Source organism: Methyloversatilis discipulorum (assembly GCF_000385375.1).
GTDB classification, from domain to species: Bacteria; Pseudomonadota; Gammaproteobacteria; order Burkholderiales; family Rhodocyclaceae; genus Methyloversatilis; species Methyloversatilis discipulorum_A.
Genome location: NZ_ARVV01000001.1, coordinates 139,103 through 160,846, shown reverse-complemented (window position 1 = coordinate 160,846; position 21,744 = coordinate 139,103). Strand labels below are relative to the sequence as shown.

Genomic DNA, 21,744 nt, shown 5'->3' with positions numbered 1-21,744 from the left:
CTGCAGTCCGGGGGCGCCGAGTCGGGTGCCCTCTTTTACTTTGAAGGTTGGGTGCCATGCGCTTCGAGTTTCCGATCATCATCATCGACGAGGATTTCCGTTCGGAAAACGCCTCCGGTCTGGGCATACGCGCACTGGCCGAAGCGATCGAAAAGGAAGGTCCGGGCGTGCTGGGCGTCACCAGCTACGGCGATCTGACCTCGTTCGCACAGCAGCAGAGCCGGGCCTCGACCTTCATCCTGTCGATCGACGACGAGGAATTCGGCAGCGGCAGTGAAGCCGAGATCGAGGCGGTGCTGACCAATCTGCGCGATTTCGTCGCCGAAATCCGCCGCCGCAACGCCGACATCCCGATCTTCCTGTACGGCGAGACGCGCACCACGCGCCACATCCCGAACGACATCCTGCGCGAGCTGCACGGCTTCATCCATATGTTCGAGGACACGCCCGAGTTCGTCGCCCGCTACATCGTGCGCGAGGCGCGTGCCTACCTCGATTCGCTGCCGCCGCCCTTCTTCCGCGCGCTCACCCACTACGCGCAGGACGGCTCCTATTCGTGGCACTGCCCCGGCCACTCCGGCGGCGTGGCCTTCCTGAAAAGCCCGGTCGGCCGCATGTTCCACCAGTTCTTCGGCGAGAACATGCTGCGCGCCGACGTCTGCAACGCGGTCGAGGAACTGGGCCAGCTGCTCGACCACACCGGCCCGGTCGCGGCGTCGGAGCGCAACGCGGCGCGCATCTTCCATTCCGATCACCTGTACTTCGTCACCAACGGCACGTCGACGTCGAACAAGATGGTGTGGCACTCGACCGTGGCGCCAGGCGACATCGTCGTCGTGGACCGTAACTGCCACAAGTCCATCCTGCACTCGATCATCATGACCGGCGCCATTCCGGTCTTCCTGACGCCGACACGCAACCACTACGGCATCATCGGTCCGATCCCGCAGTCCGAGTTCAGCCCGGACGTGATCCGCGCCAAGATCGAGGCCAATCCGTTCGCGCGCGAGGCGGTAAACAAGAAGCCGCGCATCCTGACCATCACGCAATCGACCTACGACGGCGTGCTGTACAACGTCGAGGCGATCAAGGATGTGCTGGACGGCGAGATCGACACGCTGCACTTCGACGAAGCCTGGCTGCCGCACGCGGCCTTCCACGACTTCTACGGCGACTACCACGCGATCGGCGAAGGCCGGCCGCGCTGCAAGGAGTCGATGATTTTCTCGACGCAGTCGACGCACAAGCTGCTGGCCGGCCTGTCGCAGGCTTCGCAGATCCTGGTGCAGGACTCGCAGACCCGTTCGCTCGACCGCGACGTGTTCAACGAGGCCTACCTGATGCACACCTCGACCAGCCCGCAGTACGCCATCATCGCCTCGTGCGACGTGGCGGCGGCGATGATGGAGCCGCCGGGCGGCACCGCACTGGTCGAGGAATCACTGGCCGAGGCAGTCGAGTTCCGTCGCGCGATGCGCAAGGTGGACGCCGAATTCGGCGCCGACTGGTGGTTCAAGGTGTGGGGCCCCGACCATCTGGCCGACGAGGGCCTGGGCACGCGCGAGGACTGGACGCTGCGCGCCGGCGAGCGCTGGCACGGCTTCGGCGACCTGGCCGACGGCTTCAACATGCTGGACCCGATCAAGGCCACGGTGATCACCCCGGGCCTGGACGTCGATGGCGACTTCGCGGACTGGGGCATCCCGGCCGGCATCCTGACGCGCTACCTGTCAGAACACGGCATCATCGTCGAGAAGACCGGCCTGTACAGCTTCTTCATCATGTTCACGATCGGCATCACCAAGGGCCGCTGGAACACCATGGTGACCGAGCTGCAGCAGTTCAAGGACGACTACGACAACAACCAGCCGCTGTGGCGCGTGATGCCCGAGTTCGTCGCCGCCCACCCGCGCTACGAGCGGGTCGGCCTGCGCGACCTGTGCGTGCGTATCCACGAGATGTACAAGAAGCACGACATCGCGCGTCTGACCACCGAAATGTATCTGTCGCCGATGGAACCGGCGATGAAGCCGGCCGACGCCTGGGCGCGCATGGCGCACCGCGAGATCGACCGCGTGGCCATCGACGAGCTGGAAGGCCGCATCACCAGCGTGCTGCTGACGCCCTATCCGCCGGGCATTCCGCTGCTGATTCCGGGTGAGCGCTTCAACCGCACCATCGTCAACTACCTGCGCTTCGCACGTGAATTCAACCGCGCCTTTCCCGGCTTCGAGACCGACATCCACGGTCTGGTCGGCACCGGCGAAGGCGAAGCGCTGGATTACGCGGTCGACTGCGTACGCGACTGAAGCAGGCCGGCGGGGCCGGCAAGCAACGCCGACGCGCGCGCCTAGCGAGGCTGCGCCGCGCGTCGCGTGTAGTCGACGAAGGCGTAGCGCAGGCCGCCGGCGCTGACCGCCTCTTCGCGTGCCGTTTCCTGCCAGGCGCTACGGTCGTAGTCGGGGAAACGCGTGTCGCCGTCGAAAGCGTCGGCGATTTCGGTCAGCAGCAGGCGATCGACCCGCGGCAGCGCCAGCGCGTAGAGCTGCGCGCCGCCGATCACGAAAGCTTCGTCGCCGCCCTCCACCGTCGCCGCCAGTTCGACTGCGGCGTCCAGCGACGGCACCACCCGCGCGCCGGCGATGTCCAGCCCGTCCTGCCGGCTCACCACGATGCTGGTGCGCCCGGGCAGCGGCCGGCCCAGCGAATCCCAGGTCTTGCGCCCCATGATGATGGGGTGGCCCATGGTCAGCGCGCGGAAGCGCTTCAGGTCTTCCGGCAGATGCCAGGGCATGCCGTTGTCGCGACCTATCATGCCGTTGGCGGCCAGGGCGGCGATCAGCGACAGCTTCATACCGCCACCTTTGCAGGAATGTGCGGCCACGGATCGTAGCCGTCGAGCCGGAAATCTTCCGGGCGGAAGGCGAACAGGTCGGTCACCTCCGGGTTGATCCACATCGTCGGCAGCGGCCGCGGCGCCCGTGTCAGCTGCAGTTGCGCCTGTTCCAGATGGTTCGAGTACAGGTGGGCGTCGCCCAGCGTATGCACGAATTCGCCCGGCTCGAGGCCGCACACCTGCGCCACCATCATCGTCAGCAGCGCGTAACTGGCGATATTGAAAGGCACTCCGAGAAATATGTCTGCGCTGCGCTGGTACAGCTGGCAGGACAATCGCCCGTCCGCAACGTAGAACTGGAACAGTGCGTGGCAGGGCGGCAGCTTCATCGACGGGATTTCCGCCGGATTCCAGGCACTGACGATGTGGCGGCGCGAATCGGGGTTGTTGCGCAGGCCGACCAGCAGTTCGCTGATCTGGTCGATGTGGCGGCCGTCCGGCGTCGGCCAGCTGCGCCACTGGGCGCCGTAGACCGGGCCGAGGTCGCCGTTCTCGTCGGCCCATTCGTCCCAGATGCTGACGCCGTGTTCCTTCAGCCAGGCGATATTGGTGTCGCCGCGCAGGAACCACAGCAGTTCGACGATGATGGATCGCAGGTGCAGTTTCTTGGTGGTCAGTACCGGAAAGCCCTGCGCGAGGTCGAACCGCATCTGCCAGCCGAACACCGAACGGGTGCCGGTGCCGGTGCGGTCGGTCTTGACCGTGCCGTGTTCCAGCACGTGTCGCATGAGATCGAGATATTGCTGCATGGCAAAGTTTGCGCAGTCGCGTTACGCTACAGGGTCGGGATTCTAGACCACTACGGTCGACCATCCCGCGACGCGGCGGCAGCGGATCGCCGCGCGGCACAAAACATTCATACAGGTGTCAGTCAGGTACAGCCCTGAGTGGCGGAGGTGGCAGGTATGTTCGGCGTGTTCTCTTCATCCCCGGCAAGCGTGCTCGGCAATCCGGCCGAGCTTCGTCGCGTGCTGGCCGAAATCGCCGCCGCCCAGCCGGATCTGGCCATCAATGAACTGACCGGCTGGGTCGAATCGGTCGGCGACGCCACCAATATCGATCTGGCGCACCACGTCAATCTGCTTTACCAGTTTGATTCCAGCGCCCAGCCTCATCTGCGCAAACTCGACCAGATCTACGCCGACGACCCGGAAGGCAAGGACGTGGTGTGGCGCACCGGCCGCGACTTCTGGTCCATCCTGTCGTCCGCCTACGAGGTGGCGCTCGATCGCTACATTTCCGACCCGACGCACGCGTCGGTGCTGAGCGGCCTGTCGCGGCTCGCTTCGCGCACGGTGCGCGCCTGCCGCCAGCGCTTCAAGTGGGACGTCTATCACAACGGTCCGGTCGACGCCGGCCTGTGGCAGGTGGCCGGCCAGGCCTATCTGCTGGCGCAGGCCTCTGGCGCCGAGGCACGCGAGGTGGTCAATGCGGCCGACGAGGTGCCGACCTCGGTCGAACGCGAATACCTGCGACTGATCGCGCTGCACGTCGCCGCGCCTGAAGGTCTGGTGCCGGACAGCGTCCGTCTGGCCGAACAGCTGACCGGCTATTTCGCGGCGCGTTACTCGATGTCGCCATCGATCGAACGCGGCAGCACGCATTGGCTGGACGCCAACCAGCCGGCGCCGCCGCTGCGTCTGGTGCGTGCGCCGCAGCAGGTCGATGGCATCCGCTTCTTCTCAGGCATCGCCGCCGCCGACGCGGCGCTGGCGCTGGCCCGTCGCGTCGAAGGCGGCGACCTGCCGGACGCGCTCAGTCTCGACGACATGCCGGAGCGTGACCAGCTGGCCAAGCTGCTGCGCCATCTGGCGATGAACTGGGCGCTCGACCCGCCGACCCGCCAGTACCGTCGGCATTCGCTCGGCGGCGCGCTGGCGGTGGCCAATGGCATCAAGCACCTGCATCACGTGCTGCGCGGCGCGCGTGACGAGGCGGTGATCTACCGCTGGGAAATGTCGGACGCCAGCCTCGGCGGCATCGGTGCCACCGCGCCCACCGCCAGTGCGGAATGGGTGCGCGTCGGTTCGCTGGTCGGCATGCAACCCTCGGGCGGCGACAACTGGCTGGTCGGTGTCGTGCGCCGTTACCTGCGCGGGCGCGATGCGCGCGGCACGGTGGGCATCGAAACGCTGTCGACGACCGCCCGCCCGCTCGAAGTGTTCTCGGAAAGACAGAGTGGCGAAGCCGTGGCGCTCGATGATCCGGTCAGCGGCGCGGTGGTGCGCCTGGCCATTAACGGCACCGGCTATTCCGCCGAATACCCGCTGCACGCGTCGATCAACGGCCGCCATGTGCGACTCGACCCGGTCGAACTGATCGAGCGCGGCACCAACTTCGACCTCGCCCGCTTCCGCGTCAGCGACTTCCGCTGACCCGCGTCGCTGCCCGGTTAGGGCAGCAGGAAGTCGGTGATGCGCGGCAGTTCCATCGCAAAGCTCTGCAGGCTGTGATCGCCGCCGGCATGAACAATCATGTTGGCGCCGCGCAGCTTGAGCACCGCCTGCCACCAGTCCAGCACCTCGTCGCCGGTTTCCAGCAGCAGCAGATAGCGCTCCGGCCGCGTCACCGCGGCAACGTCGAGTGCGCGCAGTTCATCGACGTGGCGCTGTTCGAAACGGAAGCTGTCGCCCGTATACATATGCGTGTGCTCGCCGACGTAGTCGCCAAGCGACAGCGGTGCCACCACGGCCGGATTGATCAGCGCGGCGCGCAGGCCGTATTTCTCCGCCAGATGCAGCGCGTAGAAGCCGCCCAGCGACGAGCCGGCCAGCGCCACCTCGGTCCCCGCGTCGAGCGCGGGCTGCAGAACACTTTCGATCAGCGCGATCGCGTCCAGCGGCCCCGGCGGCAGCTGTTCGCACCACAGATCGCCGGCCCGCCCCTGACGGGCCAGATGGGCGCGCAACTGCTGCGCCTTGACCGACTGCGGTCCGGAACGGAAGCCGTGGAAGTAGAGCAGCTTCTGCATCAGTGATCGGCCCAGTCCACCCAGCCGAACCAGGCGCTCGCCAGTACGAACAGGCCGAACACGATGCGGTACCAGGCGAACAGTTCGAAGGTGTGGCTGGAAATGTAGCGCAGCAGCCAGCGCACGCTGAAGAAGGCGGCGAGGAAGGAGGCGACGAAGCCGGCGGCGAACACCGGCAGGTCCTCGACGCGCAGCAGCGCCCAGTTCTTGTATACGTCGTAAGCCGTCGCCGCGATCATGGTCGGGATGGCGAGGAAGAAGCTGAATTCGGTGGCGGCGCGGCGCGACAGGCCGAATACCAGACCGCCCATGATGGTCGCCCCCGAGCGCGACACACCGGGGAACATCGCGATGGCCTGCGCGAAACCCACCTTCAGCGCAGCCCGCCAGTCGAGGTCATCGGTCGTTTGGTAGCGCGGCGTGTGATTGCGCCGCTCGATCACCAGGATGATGACGCCGCCGACGATCAGTGCGCCGGCCACGGTGAGCGGGTTGAACAGATAGGTCTTGATGATGCCGTGGAACAGGAAGCCCAGCACGGCGGCCGGCAGGAAGGCGACCAGCACGTGCAGCACGAAGCGGTTGGCGGCCGGTTCGCGCCCCAGCCCGGCGGTCACGTCGATCAGCTTGCGCCGGTACTCCCAGCAGATGGCCAGGATGGCGGCGAGCTGGATGACGATCTTGAACACCCGGCTGGTTTCGTCGGTGTAGCCGAGCAGGCTGCCGGCGATGATGAGGTGGCCGGTGCTCGAAATCGGCAGAAATTCGGTGAGCCCTTCGAGAATGCCGAGGATGACGGCCTTGATCAGCAGCAGATCCATGAAGTTGCAGTGCAGCGAAACAGGTCAGGCGCCCGAGTATAGGCGACGTCGATGACGGCTCTGACCTGCCTTCGGCGCAGATTCGCGCGCGGGCGGCGGTATTTCACCGCCCACCTGTAAAATCCCGCGCCATGTCGAAAAAAAGCGCTGCCGTCCGTTCCCGCACCCATGCTGCCGCTGCTTCCGCACCATCGGGCGCCAGCGCCGTGGTGTCGGCGGCACCGGCCGGCGTTCCGCCGCTGGCCCTCGGTGTCGCGCTGTCCATCCTGATCCACGCCTTCGTGCTGGCGATCAACTTCGCGCCCGACCTGAAACCGAAGCAGAAGGCGAAGGACCAGCCGCTCGAAGTGGTGCTGGTCAATGCGCGCAGCAAGCAGAAACCGGTCGATCCGCAGGCGCTGGCGCAGGCCAACCTCGACGGCGGCGGCAACACCGACCAGAACCGCCGTGCGAAGACACCGCTGCCGGCCAGCCGGCGCGACAAGGCCGGCGACCAGCTGGTCGAGACGCAGCGCCGCGTGCAGGAGATGGAAGCGCAGCAGCAGAAACTGCTGGCCGAACTGCAGGCGAAGACCGAGCTACGTCCTGAAGAACGACGGCTGGAGCAGCCCGACCCGTCGCCACAGCCGCTGCAGGCCCTGAGCGGCGCCGACCTCGCCGCGCGGGCGATGGCGATGGCGCGGATGGAGGCGGAGATCGCACGCGACGTCGACGACTACAACAAGCGGCCGCGCAAGAAATTCGTCGGCGCGCGGACGCAGGAGTACCGTTTCGCGCAGTACATCGAGGACTGGCGACAAAAGGTCGAACGCATCGGCAACCTGAACTACCCGCCGGCGGCACGCGGCAAGCTCTATGGCAACCTGACGCTGACAGTCGAAATCCGTGCCGACGGCGAGATCGAGAAGATCGACCTGAACCGCTCGTCCGGCCAGAAGGTGCTCGACGACGCCGCCATCCGCATCGTGCGCATGGCCGCCCCCTACGCCGCCTTCCCGCCGGACATCCGGCGCGAATACGAAATCCTGTCCATCACCCGCACCTGGACCTTCACCCAGGGCGACCAGCTCGAATCACGCTGATACCCCATGACCGACCGCTACGCCGTCATCGGCAACCCGATCGCACACAGCAAGTCGCCGGCCATCCACGCCGCCTTTGCCGCGCAGACCGCGCAGGACCTGAGCTACGAGGCGCTGCTGGCGCCGCTCGACGGCTTCGCCGCCGCGGTTGCCGCGTTCCGGGCGAGCGGCGGGCGCGGCATGAACGTTACGGTGCCGTTCAAGGAAGAGGCCTTCCGAATGGCAAATCGGCTCACCGAGCGTGCCAGACTTGCCCAAGCAGTAAACACCTTGAGTTTCGAGGATGGAGAAATCAAGGGAGAAAACACAGACGGGATCGGGCTGGTCCGAGACCTCGAACACCTAGGCTGCGAATTGGCAGGGACGCGAGTACTTCTGTTGGGCGCTGGTGGAGCTGTGCGGGGCGTTGTTGCTCCGCTTCTGCAGGCGGGCGTGGCCAGATTGTTCATTGCAAATCGAACTGTCGGACGCGCCGAGAAGCTCATCGAAGACTTTGCCGACCAACTGATGTATGGCATTCCTAACACACTTAACGCGGGTAGCTGGGCAGACGCTACGAAGGACGCGCCCTACGACGTGGTGATCAACGCCACCAGCGCCAGCCTCAGCGACGAAGCGCCGCCGCTGCCCTCCGGCCTGTACGCGCCTGGCAGCCTGGCTTACGACATGGTGTATGGCCGTGGCCTCACCGCATATCTGAAACAGGCGCGCGAGCAGGGCGCGGCACGGCTGGCCGACGGTCTGGGCATGCTGGTCGAACAGGCGGCCGAGGCCTTCGCGCTGTGGCGCGGCGTGCGTCCGGACACCGCCGCCGTGCGCGCGACGCTGCGCGCCGCGCTGCCGCCGCTGGCCTGAGACGGAGCGTCCGATGCGTCGTGTGCTGCGTACGCTGAAGTGGCTGCTCGCCGGTGCGGTACTGCTGGTGCTCGCCTACCAGCTGTGGGTGTTCGGCCACCTGCTTTGGTGGACACAGTTCAATCCGTCGCAGACCCGCTTCATGTCGCTGCGCCTCGATGAAATGCGCGAGCGCAAGCCGGACGCGCAGCTGCGCCACCAGTGGGTGCCGTACGAGCGCATCTCGGTGCATCTGAAGCGCGCCGTCATCGCCGCCGAGGACGACGGCTTCGTCGATCACGAGGGCTTCGACTGGGAAGGCATCCAGAAGGCGATGGAAAAGAACCGCAAGAAGGGCCGCGCGGTGGCCGGCGGCTCGACCATCAGCCAGCAGCTGGCGAAGAACCTCTTCCTCAGCCCCAGCCGCAGCTATGTGCGCAAGGCGCAGGAAGCCGCCATCACCTTCATGATGGAGGCGGTGATGGACAAGCGGCGCATCCTGGAAATCTATCTGAACGTGGTCGAGTGGGGCGACGGCGTGTTTGGCGCCGAAGCGGCAGCGCAGCGCTACTACCGCATTCCGGCAGCGAAGCTGGGCCCCGAGCAGGCGGCGCGGCTGGCCGTCATGCTGCCCAACCCGCGCAAGTACGAAAAGACCTTCGGCCCGCGGCTGGCCGCGCACGCGGCGCGCATCGCCGGGCGCATGCATTATTCGCAGGTGCCTTGAGGCCCGCTCAGCGCATGCCCGGCGCCAGCCACAGCGGCGCTTCGTCCATCACCGCGATCTGTTCGCGCAGTTCGAGGATGCGCGCCTCCCAGTAGCGCGGCGTATCGAACCACGGGAAGGCCGCCGGGAAGGCCGGGTCCTGCCAGCGGCGGGCGATCCAGCCGCTGTGGTGGATCAGCCGCAGCGTGCGCAGCGCTTCGATCAGATGCAGTTCGCGCAGATCGAAGTCGCAGAATTCCTCGTAGCCGGCCAGCACGTCGCCCAGCTGGCGCGCGCGGTCGGCGCGGTCGCCCGACAGCAGCATCCACAGATCCTGGATGGCCGGCGCCATCCGGCTGTCGTCGAAATCGACGAAGTGCGGCCCCTGGCCATCGACCCACAGCATGTTGCCGACGTGGCAGTCGCCGTGCGTGCGGATGCGCGTCACCTCGCCGGCGCGTTCGAACGCGGCGCGCACACCGTCAAGCGCCTGCGCGACCACGCCGCGATACACCTTCTCCAGTTCGGGGGGTACGAATCCGCCATCGAGCACATAGGCGGCCGGCTCGTCGCCGAAACTGGCAATGTCCAGCGTGGGCCGGTGCAGATATGGCTTCACCGCACCGAGCGCGTGGATGCGGCCCATGAAGCGGCCTATCCATTCCAGCGTGTCGCTGCGGTCCAGCTCCGGCGCCCGGCCGCCGCGGCGCGGAAACACCGCGAACCGGTAGCCGGCATGCCGGGCCAGCGTGCCGCCGCCCGGCAGTTCCAGCGGCGCAACCACCGGGATTTCATGCTCGGCCAGTTCGCGGCAGAAAGCGTGTTCCTCGGCGATCGCTTCGTCGCTCCAGCGCGCCGGCCGGTAGAACTTGGCGATCACCGGCGGACCGTCGTCCACGCCGACCTGATAGACGCGGTTCTCGAAACTGTTCAGCGCCAGCAGGCGGCCATCGACCACGAAACCGGCCGCTTCGAGTGCATCGAGCACGGTGTCCGGGTTCAGATCGGCGTAGGGCTGCTGGGTGGTGAGGTCGCTCATCAGGTGGAAAAATCCTTCAAACGCGATACCCTAGCGTGTTTTTCGCCGCTTCTGGCATCTGTCGTGGCTTATCAGGTCAAGGAAATCTTCTACACGCTGCAGGGCGAGGGGCTGAACGCCGGTCGCGCCGCCGTGTTCTGCCGCTTCGCCGGCTGCAACCTGTGGAGCGGTCGCGAACAGGATCGCGCGACCGCGCAGTGCCGCTTCTGCGACACCGACTTCGTCGGCACCGACGGCACGCTGGGCGGCCGCTACGAAGCCGACGCCCTGGCCGATGCCATCGCCGCGAGCTGGACCGGCGCCGGCGGCGCCCGCTTCGTCGTGCTGACCGGTGGCGAACCGCTGCTGCAGGTCGATGCCGCGCTGATCGACGCACTGCACGCACGCGGATTCGAGATCGCGGTCGAAACCAATGGCACGCTGACCGCACCGGCCGGACTGGACTGGATCTGCGTGAGCCCGAAGGCCGGTAACGCGGTGGTGCAGCGCCGCGGTCAGGAACTGAAAGTGGTCGTGCCGCAGGACGGCCTCGATCTCGCCGCGATGGAAAGCTGGGATTTCGAGCACTTTCTGGTGCAGCCGATGGACAATGCCGCGGCGGCCGACAACGCCCGCTGGGCGATCGAATGGTGCATGCAGCACCCGCGCTGGCGGCTCAGCTTCCAGACGCACAAGGCGGTCGGCATACGCTGACCGTCGCAGATTCCGGGGCGGCGCGCACTGCATGACGTGGCCGCCCCTTTTTGAAGTATCGATGGACGTATCGAGATGGTTGTTGAACTGAGCCAGCGCTTCTTCTTCGAAGCCGCCCACACCCTGCGCCGCAAGGTGGAAACCGAATCCAGCCTGCGCATCCACGGCCATACCTATCACGCCGAGGTGACGCTGCGCGGCGAGCCGGACCCGGCCAGCGGCATGCTGCTCGATCTGGCGGTGTTCCGCGCCGCACTGGCCGAAGTCCGGGAGAAACTGGACCACCGCTTCCTCGACGAGGTCGAGGGCATCGGCCCAGCCACGCTGGAGAACCTCTGCCACTACCTGTGGCGGCAGCTCGCCCCGCAGCTGCCTCAGCTGGCGCGCGTGACGGTCGAGCGCCAGGCCTCGGGCGACAAATGCACGCTGAGTGCGTGTTGAGCTGACGCGCGCGTGCATCGTCGGCCGATGAACGCGGGCACGGGCAAGCGCGCACGCACTGCGCTGGCCTGTCTCGTACTGCTCGGCACCCCCGCAGCCCAGGCTCAGGCCCCCTCGTTCGACACCGTGCGCGACAGCTGGCGCTCGTCGGAAGCGCGTCTGCTCGACCGCTACGGCCAGCCGCTCGCCGAGGTGCGCGTCGATTTCGACGAGCGCCGGCTCGACTGGGTCGGCGCGCGCACGCTGTCGCCACCGCTGGTGCGCGCGCTGCTGGTGGCCGAGGACAAGCGCTTTCTCGAACATTCGGGCGTCGACTGGACGGCGCTCGCCGGCGCCACCTGGGACAATCTGTGGCGCACGCTGGAAGGGCGCCGTCCGCGCGGCGCATCGACGCTGACGATGCAGCTGGCCGGCCTGATCGATCCGGCGCTGCGCCTGCAGGGCACGCGCCGCAGCGTCGGCCAGAAATGGGACCAGGCCGCCGCCGCGCGCGAAATCGAGCGCCGCTGGAACAAGGCGCAGATCCTCGAAGCGTATTTCAACCTCGCCCCCTTCCGCGGCGAACTGCGCGGCATTTCGGCCGCCACCCGCGGCCTGTTCGGTAAGGATCCGGACGCGGTCGATGCGCGCGAGGCGCTGCTGCTGGCGGCGCTGCTGCGCGGCCCGAACGCACCGGCCGAGCGGGTTGCGCAGCGTGCCTGCGCGGTGGCGCTGAAGCTGAAACCGGCGCCCGCCTGCGCCGAACTGCGTACCCTCGCCAATCAGGTTCTCACCCAGCGCTACCGGCTGGAACCGCGCTGGACCGAAGCACAGCCGCTGGCCCGCCGCCTGCTGCGCGAGCCGGGCGAGCAGCGCGCCACCACGCTCGACGCACGGCTGCAGCGGCGCACGCTGGACGCGCTCGGCCGCGAGCGCGCCGACGTCGCCGTCGTGGTACTCGACAACGCGAGCGGCGAAGCGCTGGTATGGGCCGGCGGTCCGGACGACACCGACGCTGCGGTGCGCCGCCTCCCGGCCGGCAGCACGCTGCACGCGTTTGCCTACGGACTGGCCCTCGATCAACGCTGGATCAGCGCCGCGTCGGTGTTCGACGACAGCCCGAACTTCGTCACCCGGGCGCTGCCGCCCGGCCTGCAGGGCAGCGGCCAGCCGCTCAGCACGCGGGCGGCGCTGACGCAGGCGGCCGAGATTCCGGCGCTGCGCGTGCGCGCGCTGATCGGCGACGACGCGCTGACCGCCACGCTGCGTGCGCACGGCATCGACGCTTCGGCAACCAACGGCAGCCGTGCCAGCCTGCCCGAGATGGCCAACGCCTTTCGCACGCTGGCCAACGACGGCATCTGGACGCCGTGGGCGCTGGAGGCGGCGCAATGGCGCGGCGTGGATCGCAGCGGCAAGCGACTGTGGGCGTCGCCGGTGGCGTGGCTGGTCGGCGACCTGCTGTCCACACGCACGACGCCGGACGCGCACGACTGGCACGCGGTGATGCACGGGCGCTCGAGCGACCGCGCGACGCACTGGTCGGTCGGCTGGACGCGCCGCTACACGATCGCGCTGCGCGCGGCGCGACCGGTGGCGGCCACCTGGCTGTCGGTCGCCGCGGCCATCGACCCGATTCCGGCCGAAGCGGCCCCGCCGCCGCCCGGACTCGAAGGCGTGCGCCTGCGTTTCGAACCGGAAATCGAAGCCGAACGGGAAGAGTATTTCCTGCCCGGCACGCAGCAGGCCTTCGCCGACGCGACCGTGCGCGACCTGTTCGGCCGGCCGCGCATCGTGCAGCCGACGACGGGCGTCAAACTGGTCAGCGCCAGCCTGCCGGCCGGCCGCCAGGCCATGCTGCTGGAGGCTCGACCCGGCTGGCCGGGCCTGCAGTGGGTGATCAACGACGAGCGCCTGCCGGCGATCGAGGGGCGCGCGCTGTGGAGCCCGCGCCCCGGCCGTCACCGGCTGGCGCTGGAAGACGCGCACGGCCTGCAGCTGCAGTCGATCGAATTCGAGGTACGGCTCGACGCCGCACCCGAAACCTTCAATGGCGGGCCGGCGCCTCGTACACCACCTGGCCCGACACCAGCGTCGCGCTGACACGGCCCGGCAGCTCGCGGCCCAGATAGGGCGTGTTCTTGCCCTGGCTGCGCAACGATTCGCGACTGATGCGCACCGGCGCCTCCGGATCGAAGATGCACACGTCGGCCGCACCGCCGACCCGCAGGTGGCCGGCGTTCAGACCGAGCACGCGTGCGGCGTCGGCCGTGATGCGCGCCAGCGCAACCTTGAGCGGCAGCCGCATTTCGCGCGCCCAGGCCAGCGTCAGCGGCAGCAGCAGTTCGAGGCCGGTGGTGCCCGGCTCGGCTTCGGCGAAGGGCACCTGCTTGGCGTCGTCGTCGACCGGCGTGTGGTCCGAACACAGCGCGTCGATACGGCCGTCGGCCAGCGCTGCGCGCAGTGCCTCGCGGTCGAACTGCGCACGCAGCGGCGGCACCGTGCGGCACTGCGGATCGAAATAACCGATGTCGACATCGCACAGGTGCAGCGCGTGGATGGCCACGTCGCAGCTCACCTGCATGCCGTCGAGTCGTGCCTGGTCGATCAGCATCAGCCCGGCACGACTGGAAATGCGCGCCAGATGCAGCTTGCATCCGGTGGCGCGCGCCAGCTGCAGCATCTGGCCGATGGCCAGCGTTTCCGCCAGCACCGGAATGCCGGTCAGACCCAGCCGCGCCGCCACTTCGCCTTCGTGCGCAACACCGCCGGCCGCCAGATGCATGTCGGTCGGCTGCAGCCACACCGTGTAGCCGAAGGTGGCCGCGTACTGCATCGCGCGGAACAGCACCTGGGTGTCGGCCACCGGCACGTTGGCCTGCGAGAAGGCGATGCAGCCGGCATCGTGCAGCTCGCCCATCTCGGTCAGACGCTCGCCCTTGAGGCCGGCGGTCAGCGCACCATGCGGATAGACGTGGGCGAGATTCAGCATGCGCGCGCGGTGCTTCAGCATTTCGACCAGGCCGGGCTCGTCGAGCACCGGATCGGTGTCCGGCGGGCAGGCCAGACTGGTGACGCCACCGGCGACTGCGGCCGCGACTTCCGACTCCAGCGTCGCGCGGTATTCGAGGCCGGGCTCGCGCAGTCGCGCGCAGAGGTCGATCAGACCCGGCGCGACGACCAGGCCGCTGGCGTCGATGACGCGGTTGGCGTGAAAGCCGTCTGGCGCCGCGCCCAGCGCCACCACCTTGCCGGCGGCGATGAAGACGTCGGTCGGTGCGTCGATATCCTGCGCCGGATCGATCAGCCGGCCGCCCTTGATGTGGATCTTCATGCGTTTCCTCCGGCCAGCATCGCCATTACCGCCATGCGCACCGCGATGCCGAAGGTGACCTGCGGCAGGATGACCGCCTGGCGGCCGTCGGCCACCGCCGAGTCGATCTCGACGCCGCGGTTCATCGGCCCCGGGTGCAGCACGATGGCATCCGGCTTGGCCACTGCGAGCTTGTCCTCGGTCAGGCCGAAGAACTTGAAATATTCCTGCGCGCTGGGCAGCAGCGAACCCTGCATGCGTTCGTTCTGCAGGCGCAGCATCATCACTACATCGACGCCGCGCAGGCCTTCGCGCATGTCGTTGTAGACGCGACAGCCGAGCCGCTCGATGTCGTGCGGCAGCAGCGTCTTCGGCGCGATGGCGCGCAGGTCGGGCACGCCCAGCGTGGTCAGCGCGTGGATCTGGCTGCGCGCGACGCGCGAATGCAGGATGTCGCCGACGATGGCCACCGACAGCTGCGTGAAGTCGCGCTTGTAGTGGCGGATGGTGTACATGTCGAGCAGGCCCTGCGTCGGGTGCGCGTGGCGCCCGTCGCCGGCGTTGACGACGTGGATGTGGTCGCGCCCGGTCGCTTCGAGGTGCTGCGCGATCAGATAGGGCGCGCCGCTGGAGGCGTGGCGCACGACGAACATGTCGGCCTGCATCGCCGCCAGGTTGTCCACGGTGTCGAGCAGGGTTTCGCCCTTGTTGGTCGAGCTGGTCGCGATATTCAGGTTGATCACGTCGGCCGACAGCCGCTTTGCAGCGATTTCGAAGGTGGTGCGGGTGCGCGTGCTGTTTTCGAAAAACAGGTTGAACACGCTCTTGCCGCGCAGCAGCGGCACCTTTTTCACCTCGCGTTCGGCGACGCCGGCGAAGGGCTCGGCGGTGTCGAGGATGCGCGTGATCACGTCGCGCGGCAGGCCCTCGGTGGTGAGCAGGTGCTGCAGTTCGCCGTGCTTGTTCAGTTGCGGATTGCGCGCCATGGTCACTCCTGCTCCTGCAGCAGACGCAGCGCCAGCCGCTCGCCGTCCTGCGCCAGCTTCACCCGCGTGCCCTCGGCCAGGTCGAGGCGCGTCGCACAGTAGGTCGGCGCCACCGGCAGCTGGCGTCCGCCGCGGTCGATCAGCACCGCCAGTTCGACCTTGGCCGGACGGCCGTAGTCGAACAGTTCGTTCAGCGCGGCGCGTATCGTGCGGCCGGTGTGCAGCACATCGTCGACCAGGATGAGGTGCCGTCCCTCGACGTCGAAGGGCAGGGCGGACGAGCGGGTGTCGCGCGACAGCCCGCGCTTGGCGTAGTCGTCGCGGTAGAAGCTCACGTCGAGCGAGCCGGCCGGCTGGGTCAGGCCGAGCAGCGCGTGCAGGCGCTGCGCCAGCCATACGCCGCCGGTGTGCAGGCCGACCAGCGCGGTGTCCGGCGTGACCTGCGGGCGCATCTGCGCCGCCAGATCGGCCAGCAGTTTTTCTGCGTCAGGCAGTGACATCGAAATAGTCCTTCAGGATGAGCTGGGCCGCGTGTGCGTCCAGGTGCTTCTTGCGTTCCCGCCAGTCGTGCTGGCCGCGGTCGCGCAGCTGCGTGTCGGCCTCGGCCGAGGTAAAGCGTTCGTCCTGCAGCGCGACCGGCAGCCGGTAGCGGCCTTCGAGCTGGCGGGCGAAGCGTTGAGCGCGGGCAGTCATGTCGTGCGCCTCGCCGTCCGGCGACAGCGGCAGACCGACCACCAGCAATGCGGGTTTCCATTCGTCGAGCAGGCGGCCGATCGCCGCCCAGCGGGCGTCGTTGGTTTCGGCATCGAAGGTGGTCAGTGCGGAGGCGCTGCGCAGTTCGCATTCACCGACGGCGACGCCGATGCGCTTTTCGCCGAAATCGAAAGCCAGCACGGTGCCGCGCGCGGGCAGCGCGACCGGCTCAGGCATGCCCGGCCACGTCGGACAGCGACGCGAAGTCGACGCCGAGCAGCTGCATCGCGGCGATCAGGCGCTCTTCCGGCGGCAGGCCGAAGATGATTTCGGGGTCGGCGCGCACCGTGAGCCAGGCGTTCTGCGCCAGTTCCCACTCGATCTGGCCGGCCTGCCAGCCGGCGTAACCGAGCGTGACCAGCACGTCGTCCGGCTCGTTGTCGTGGCCGAGCGACTGCAGCACGTCGCGCGACGAGGTCAGCGCGAGGCCGTTGCCGACATCGATGCTGGACTGCCAGTCGCCGACCGGACGATGCAGCACGAAGCCGCGGTCGGTCTGCACCGGACCGCCGAAATACACCGGCTGGCCCTGGAAGCGCGGCGATTCGAGCGACATGTCGATGCGCTCGAACAGGTCTTCGAGCGACATGTCGATCGGCCGGTTGACGATGACACCGAGCGCGCCCTGTTCGTTGTGTTCGCACACCAGCGTCAGCGTGCGTGCGAAATTCTTGTCCGCCATGGCGGGCATGGCGATCAGGAAATGGCCGGTCAGGTCGACCGAAGGGGTCATGGCGTGTGCGGACATGGGATGATTTTATCCGTGTTGGACGCCGGCCGCGAACCGCGGCGCGACATCACGCTCAAAGCGCCGACTTTCTGACGGAAATCCCGCATGCCCGACCGTGCTTCATCCCGCCTCGTGTGGTTCCGCCGCGACCTGCGCATCGACGACCACGCCGCCCTCTACCACGCGCTGCGCGCCGGCGGCCCGGTGTGGTGCGTGTTCGTATTCGACACCGACATCCTCGACGAACTGCTGGCCGAAGGCCTGAGCGCCGACCGCCGGGTCGAGTTCATCCATGCCTCGGTCACCGAGCTGGACGCTGCGCTGCGCGCGCTCGGAGGCGGGCTCATCGTGCGCCACGGCCGCGCCCGCGAGGTCGTCCCGCAACTGGCGCGTGAACTGGGCGTGGCAGGCGTGGTCGCCAACCGCGACTACGAACCCGCCGCATTTGCGCGCGACCGCGCGGTGCACGACGCGCTGGCGCGCGACGGCATCGCCTTCGACACGTACAAGGACCAGGTCGTCTTCGAGTGCGACGAGGTGCTGACCCAGGGCGGCAAGCCGTTCTCGGTGTTCACGCCGTACAAGAACGCGTGGCTGAAGAAGCTGACGCCCTTCCACCTGAAGGCCTATCCGGTGCGCACCTACGCGGACGCGCTGGCGGCGGTGGCGGCAGGCGACATTCCGTCACTGGCCGACATGGGTTTCCGGTCGACCAATCTGGCGACGCTGAAGCTGCCGGCAGGCATGTCCGGCGCCGACACGCTGTTCGACGCCTTCCTCGACCGCATCGACCGTTACAAGGTGCTGCGCGACTTTCCGGCCGCCAAGGGCCCGAGCTATCTGTCGGTGCATCTGCGTTTCGGCACGATATCGATACGCCGGCTGGCGCGCGAAGCGCACGCGCGCGGCGGCGCTGGCGCCGAAACCTGGCTGTCGGAACTGATCTGGCGCGATTTCTACTTCCAGATCCTGTGGCACAACCCGCACGTGGTCGGCGCCAGCTTCCGGCCGGAATATGACGCGGTGCGCTGGGTAGACGACGCGGCGAAGTTCCGCGCCTGGTGCGAGGGCCGCACCGGCTATCCGCTGGTCGATGCCGCGCAGCGCCAACTGGCGCAGACCGGCTACATGCACAACCGGCTGCGCATGGTGAGCGCCTCCTTCCTGACCAAGGACCTCGGCATCGACTGGCGACGCGGCGAACACTGGTTCGCGCGCCAGCTCAACGATTTCGACCTGGCGGCCAACAACGGTGGCTGGCAGTGGGCGGCCTCGACCGGCTGCGACGCCCAGCCCTGGTTCCGCATCTTCAATCCGGTCACGCAGTCGGAAAAGTTCGACGCCGACGGCCAGTTCATCCGCCGCTACTGCCCGGAACTGGCGAAATTCGACAAGAAGCGCATCCACGCGCCGTGGCTGGCGACACCGCTGGAACAGAAGATGGCCGGCTGCGTGATCGGCAGCGACTACCCGGCGCCCATCGTCGATCATGCCGCCGCGCGCGAGGCGACGCTGGCGCGCTTCAAGGTGGTGAAGGGGGCAGGCGAGGCGCTGGAGGGTTGATCAGCGCTGGTCGAACACGTCGCGGTAACTGGCGTACATCGCACCGAAGGTGACCGGCAGCAGCAACAGCCAGCCCAGCATGGCGGGGATCGAGGCCAGCACGGCCAGCACGACGTAGAGCAGCGCGAACACGACGAAGGCCGGTGCGTTGCGCAGGCTGGCGAAGAAGCTGGTGCGCATCGCATCCAGCGCCTTCATGTCGTGGAACACGACCAGGGCCGGAGCGAACCAGACCGCCATCAGCACCGGCGCCATCAGCATGACGGCAATGATGAGCATGGCCGGAATGGCCGCCATCAGCACCGCCAGACCCGCCACCGCGGCAACGCCGGCCAGACCGGCACTGATCGCCGACAGCAGCACGACCAGCATGCCGATGGCCAGCGAGGCCAGCAGATACCAGCCGCCCAGCGCCAGCAGCGGATTGATGCGCTCGCCGAAACCCGCCCACAGATGGGCGACGCCGAAGGGCTCGCCGCGCGACAGCGCACGGCAACCGGTCATCAGTCCGCCCACCGTCACCATCGCCAGCAGCGTGGCGGCGATCATGCCGAACAGCGGCACCAGATTCAGCACCACGACGGCGATCACCCACAGCAGCGTGATCACCACCCAGACGCCGGGCGCGGCCATGAAGGCCTGCCAGCCCTGACGCAGCCACTCGACGCCCTGGCCGGCCGCCACGCTGCGCGAATCGGGTTCCCCGCCTTCGAGCGGAGGAGTCGGGTTGCCGCCCGGCGGCGGAGCGGCTTCGAAGGGATTGCGGTCGTCGGTGCTCATGGCCGCATCATTCCACAAGCTGGCACGGTGTTCACAGCGGCGTCGCAGGCTGTGGCGTCCAATCCACACTCCGTCACGATGCACCCGGCCGTGTCGGGCTGCGCGCTGCGCCGCGGCGCTTTCGCACTACACTCGAAACATCCAGTCATGTCGCAGGACCGGGAGGTCGCCATGAATATCCGCACCCTGTTCGCACTGTCCGCGCTGCTCGCCTCGCCCATCGCACTGGGCGGCGGCAGCGGTCACGTACCGGTGTCGCCGATCGGCGGCAATCCATACGGCCAGGGCATCGGCGCCAGCCCCGGCGGCATGATAGGACAGCACCCGCGCGAGCTGATCCGGCCCAACGCGCGCAGCCGCACAACCGACGTCTACCCGACCTTGCGCGGCACCCAGATCCGGGACTACTCCAGACCCGGCGTACGCATCGAGGAAGATGCGTACGGTACCAGCGTCTATCCGACCATGCCCTACAGCAACGTCCGCGACTACGACAGACCGGGCTGGCGCATCGAACGGCGCGAGTGATCGTCACGAAAGGTCGCGGGCACCGACGGACATCCCCCGCGCCGGCCTCGCCGGCGCACGGTAGACAACGATGAACGAACTGCCCAAACACCAGCTCACCATGACGGTGCTGATGACGCCCGACATGGCCAACTTTTCCGGCAATGTGCATGGCGGCGCCCTGCTCAAGCTGCTCGACCAGGTCGCCTACGCCTGCGCGGCGCGCTACGCGCAGTCCTACGTGGTGACGCTGTCGGTCGACCAGGTCATCTTCCGCTGCCCCATCCACGTCGGCGAGCTGGTCACCTTCTTCGCCTCGGTCAACTACACCGGCACCACGTCGATGGAAGTCGGCGTCAAGGTGGTGACCGAGAACATCCGCGAACACACGACGCGCCACACCAACACCTGCTACCTGACCATGGTGGCGATGGACGCCGACCGCCGACCCTGCCCGGTGCCGACGCTGATACCGTCGACGCCGGACGAGCAGAGGCGCCACACGGCCGCTCAGGTGCGGCGCCAGCTGCGCAGGGAATTCGATGCCCGCTTCGAGGAACTGATGCAGGAAGAGCAAGCCAAGGCGGGCCGCGGCGCGTAGCAAGCCCGGCAGGCGGAAGCGCCTGCCGCAGTGCGTCATACTGTGCACCGAGTCCACCCGGAGCGCGCTGCATGATCGACTACGAGCACGACATTTCGGCCATCGACGCCGACCTGATCCGCCACGGCATGGCGGCCATCCACCTCGTCCGCGCTGGCGACCAGGCGGCGCTGGTCGATTGTGGCACCGGCCATTCGCTGCGCAATGTACAGGCCGCGCTGGCGCAGAAGGGCATCGCGCCGGAAGCGCTGCGCTACATCATCCTGACCCACGTGCACCTGGACCACGCCAGCGGCGCCGGCGCGGCGATGCGTGCCTTCCCGAACGCGCAGCTGGTGGTGCACCCGCGCGGCGCGCGTCACATGATTGACCCGTCGAAGCTGATCGCCGGCGCCACCGCGGTCTATGGCGAACAGGCGATGGCCGAGATGTACGGCGACATCCTGCCGGTCGACGCGGCGCGCGTGATCGAGACGCACGATGGTTTCGTGCTCGACTTCAACGGACGTCCGCTCGAGTTCGTCGACACGCCGGGCCACGCCAAGCACCACCACTGCATCTGGGACGCGCAGTCGAAAAGCTGGTTCACCGGCGACACCTTCGGTCTGGCCTATCCGGAATGCACGGTCGATGGCCGCGCCTTCGTGTTCCCGACCACCTCGCCGGTGCAGTTCGACCCGGTCGCGATGCGCGCGTCGGTCGAACGCCTGCTGTCACGCCAGCCGGAAGCGATGTTCCTGACCCACTACGGCAAGGTGAGCGGCGTGCCGGCCCTCGGGCGTGCGCTGCTGTCGCGCATCGACGCCCACGTGGCGATCGCGAAGGCGGCGGCCAGTGCCGGCGACGGCCGCAAGCAGGCCCTGCTGGCGGCGCTGACCGCCTATCTGATGGACGAACTGCGTGCCCACGGCAGCCGGCTCACGCACGAGCAGGCGGTCGATGTATGGGGACTGGACATCGAACTGAACGCGCAGGGCCTGGAGGTGTGGCTGGACGGCGCGGTGGCCTAGGACAGGCGCAGAAGGCCACACGGGCATGAAGCCCGGGTG

23 protein-coding genes are annotated in these 21,744 nt (G+C 67.9%); 12 read left to right on the top strand and 11 right to left on the bottom strand.

Going from position 1 to position 21,744, the window contains the following annotated elements; all coding sequences use genetic code 11:
• Positions 1 to 56: 56 nt before the first annotated feature.
• Positions 57 to 2,309 (top strand): arginine/lysine/ornithine decarboxylase, encoded by a 2,253-nt coding sequence (locus METRZ18153_RS0100750; RefSeq protein WP_020162937.1) that lies wholly within the window; start codon positions 57 to 59, stop codon positions 2,307 to 2,309.
• A 41-nt stretch (positions 2,310 to 2,350) separates the two neighbouring features.
• On the opposite strand, the gene METRZ18153_RS0100745 is transcribed toward METRZ18153_RS0100750, so the two are convergent.
• Positions 2,351 to 2,854: a dihydrofolate reductase gene (locus tag METRZ18153_RS0100745; RefSeq protein ID WP_020162936.1), complete on the bottom strand. Its 504-nt coding sequence runs from the start codon at positions 2,852 to 2,854 to the stop codon at positions 2,351 to 2,353.
• Positions 2,851 to 3,645, bottom strand: coding sequence for a thymidylate synthase (locus METRZ18153_RS0100740; protein WP_020162935.1), 795 nt, complete (start codon positions 3,643 to 3,645; stop codon positions 2,851 to 2,853). Before METRZ18153_RS0100740 ends, METRZ18153_RS0100745 begins: the two co-directional genes overlap by 4 nt.
• Before the next feature lie 156 nt (positions 3,646 to 3,801).
• On the opposite strand from METRZ18153_RS0100740, the gene METRZ18153_RS0100735 reads away from it, so the two are divergent.
• Entirely contained in the window at positions 3,802 to 5,271 is a 1,470-nt protein-coding gene (locus METRZ18153_RS0100735; protein ID WP_020162934.1) for a hypothetical protein, read from the top strand.
• A 17-nt stretch (positions 5,272 to 5,288) separates the two neighbouring features.
• On the opposite strand, the gene METRZ18153_RS0100730 is transcribed toward METRZ18153_RS0100735, so the two are convergent.
• Together METRZ18153_RS0100730 and METRZ18153_RS0100725 are read right to left on the bottom strand one after the other, a co-directional pair.
• On the bottom strand, positions 5,289 to 5,867 hold the full coding sequence (locus METRZ18153_RS0100730) for a YqiA/YcfP family alpha/beta fold hydrolase (RefSeq protein WP_020162933.1): 579 nt from the start codon (positions 5,865 to 5,867) through the stop codon (positions 5,289 to 5,291).
• Entirely contained in the window at positions 5,867 to 6,688 is an 822-nt protein-coding gene (locus tag METRZ18153_RS0100725) for an undecaprenyl-diphosphate phosphatase (RefSeq protein ID WP_020162932.1), read from the bottom strand. Before METRZ18153_RS0100725 ends, METRZ18153_RS0100730 begins: the two co-directional genes overlap by 1 nt.
• A gap of 206 nt (positions 6,689 to 6,894) precedes the next feature.
• Here METRZ18153_RS0100725 and METRZ18153_RS0100720 point away from each other — a divergent pair, with 206 nt between their 5' ends.
• Genes METRZ18153_RS0100720 through mtgA form a run of 3 tightly spaced genes read left to right on the top strand, consistent with a single transcriptional unit; the run spans position 6,895 to position 9,331 of the window.
• Positions 6,895 to 7,770, top strand: a complete 876-nt coding sequence (locus METRZ18153_RS0100720) for an energy transducer TonB (protein ID WP_020162931.1) — start codon at positions 6,895 to 6,897, stop codon at positions 7,768 to 7,770.
• 6 nt (positions 7,771 to 7,776) lie between these two features.
• Positions 7,777 to 8,625, top strand: coding sequence for a shikimate dehydrogenase (gene aroE, locus METRZ18153_RS0100715; protein ID WP_020162930.1), 849 nt, complete (start codon positions 7,777 to 7,779; stop codon positions 8,623 to 8,625).
• Positions 8,626 to 8,638: 13 nt separating this feature from the next.
• On the top strand, positions 8,639 to 9,331 hold the full coding sequence (mtgA, locus tag METRZ18153_RS0100710) for a monofunctional biosynthetic peptidoglycan transglycosylase (protein WP_020162929.1): 693 nt from the start codon (positions 8,639 to 8,641) through the stop codon (positions 9,329 to 9,331).
• 7 nt (positions 9,332 to 9,338) lie between these two features.
• Here the strand turns inward: mtgA and METRZ18153_RS0100705 are convergent, their stop codons facing one another.
• The gene (locus tag METRZ18153_RS0100705) at positions 9,339 to 10,349 is read right to left on the bottom strand and encodes a serine/threonine protein kinase (protein WP_020162928.1); all 1,011 of its coding nucleotides are present in this window, start codon (positions 10,347 to 10,349) and stop codon (positions 9,339 to 9,341) included.
• A gap of 63 nt (positions 10,350 to 10,412) precedes the next feature.
• Between METRZ18153_RS0100705 and queE the strand changes: the two genes are divergently transcribed.
• The 3 genes from queE to METRZ18153_RS0100690 all read left to right on the top strand — a co-directional run bounded on the left by queE (position 10,413) and on the right by METRZ18153_RS0100690 (position 13,565).
• Positions 10,413 to 11,042, top strand: coding sequence for a 7-carboxy-7-deazaguanine synthase (queE, locus tag METRZ18153_RS0100700; RefSeq protein WP_020162927.1), 630 nt, complete (start codon positions 10,413 to 10,415; stop codon positions 11,040 to 11,042).
• 75 nt (positions 11,043 to 11,117) lie between these two features.
• A complete protein-coding gene (locus METRZ18153_RS0100695) occupies positions 11,118 to 11,483 on the top strand; it encodes a 6-pyruvoyl trahydropterin synthase family protein (protein ID WP_020162926.1) in 366 nt (121 codons plus the stop codon).
• A 27-nt stretch (positions 11,484 to 11,510) separates the two neighbouring features.
• Positions 11,511 to 13,565, top strand: coding sequence for a transglycosylase domain-containing protein (locus METRZ18153_RS0100690; protein ID WP_020162925.1), 2,055 nt, complete (start codon positions 11,511 to 11,513; stop codon positions 13,563 to 13,565).
• Here METRZ18153_RS0100690 and METRZ18153_RS0100685 read toward each other — a convergent pair.
• From METRZ18153_RS0100685 to METRZ18153_RS0100665, 5 genes are read right to left on the bottom strand one after another with little or no spacing between them, the layout of a single operon-like run.
• A complete protein-coding gene (locus METRZ18153_RS0100685; RefSeq protein WP_020162924.1) occupies positions 13,510 to 14,796 on the bottom strand; it encodes a dihydroorotase in 1,287 nt (428 codons plus the stop codon). The genes METRZ18153_RS0100690 and METRZ18153_RS0100685 overlap by 56 nt on opposite strands.
• Positions 14,793 to 15,761: an aspartate carbamoyltransferase catalytic subunit gene (locus tag METRZ18153_RS0100680; RefSeq protein ID WP_019915910.1), complete on the bottom strand. Its 969-nt coding sequence runs from the start codon at positions 15,759 to 15,761 to the stop codon at positions 14,793 to 14,795. Before METRZ18153_RS0100680 ends, METRZ18153_RS0100685 begins: the two co-directional genes overlap by 4 nt.
• Positions 15,762 to 15,763: 2 nt before the next feature.
• A complete protein-coding gene (gene pyrR / locus METRZ18153_RS0100675; protein WP_020162923.1) occupies positions 15,764 to 16,261 on the bottom strand; it encodes a bifunctional pyr operon transcriptional regulator/uracil phosphoribosyltransferase PyrR in 498 nt (165 codons plus the stop codon).
• Positions 16,248 to 16,691: a Holliday junction resolvase RuvX gene (gene ruvX / locus METRZ18153_RS0100670; protein ID WP_020162922.1), complete on the bottom strand. Its 444-nt coding sequence runs from the start codon at positions 16,689 to 16,691 to the stop codon at positions 16,248 to 16,250. The genes pyrR and ruvX overlap by 14 nt, the downstream gene beginning before the upstream one ends.
• Positions 16,684 to 17,262, bottom strand: a complete 579-nt coding sequence (locus METRZ18153_RS0100665) for a YqgE/AlgH family protein (protein WP_020162921.1) — start codon at positions 17,260 to 17,262, stop codon at positions 16,684 to 16,686. The genes ruvX and METRZ18153_RS0100665 overlap by 8 nt, the downstream gene beginning before the upstream one ends.
• Before the next feature lie 87 nt (positions 17,263 to 17,349).
• Between METRZ18153_RS0100665 and METRZ18153_RS0100660 the strand changes: the two genes are divergently transcribed.
• Positions 17,350 to 18,807 carry a cryptochrome/photolyase family protein gene (locus METRZ18153_RS0100660; RefSeq protein ID WP_020162920.1) on the top strand — a complete coding sequence of 486 codons (1,458 nt, stop codon included), beginning with the start codon at positions 17,350 to 17,352 and terminating at the stop codon, positions 18,805 to 18,807.
• Here the strand turns inward: METRZ18153_RS0100660 and METRZ18153_RS0100655 are convergent, their stop codons facing one another.
• Positions 18,808 to 19,587 (bottom strand): BPSS1780 family membrane protein, encoded by a 780-nt coding sequence (locus METRZ18153_RS0100655; RefSeq protein ID WP_020162919.1) that lies wholly within the window; start codon positions 19,585 to 19,587, stop codon positions 18,808 to 18,810. It lies immediately after the preceding gene.
• A 171-nt stretch (positions 19,588 to 19,758) separates the two neighbouring features.
• Here METRZ18153_RS0100655 and METRZ18153_RS0100650 point away from each other — a divergent pair, with 171 nt between their 5' ends.
• The 3 genes from METRZ18153_RS0100650 to METRZ18153_RS0100640 all read left to right on the top strand — a co-directional run bounded on the left by METRZ18153_RS0100650 (position 19,759) and on the right by METRZ18153_RS0100640 (position 21,705).
• Positions 19,759 to 20,115: a hypothetical protein gene (locus METRZ18153_RS0100650; RefSeq protein ID WP_029143462.1), complete on the top strand. Its 357-nt coding sequence runs from the start codon at positions 19,759 to 19,761 to the stop codon at positions 20,113 to 20,115.
• A 70-nt stretch (positions 20,116 to 20,185) separates the two neighbouring features.
• The gene (locus METRZ18153_RS0100645) at positions 20,186 to 20,695 is read left to right on the top strand and encodes an acyl-CoA thioesterase (protein ID WP_020162917.1); all 510 of its coding nucleotides are present in this window, start codon (positions 20,186 to 20,188) and stop codon (positions 20,693 to 20,695) included.
• A gap of 71 nt (positions 20,696 to 20,766) precedes the next feature.
• Positions 20,767 to 21,705 (top strand): MBL fold metallo-hydrolase, encoded by a 939-nt coding sequence (locus METRZ18153_RS0100640; protein WP_020162916.1) that lies wholly within the window; start codon positions 20,767 to 20,769, stop codon positions 21,703 to 21,705.
• Positions 21,706 to 21,744 lie beyond the last annotated feature (39 nt).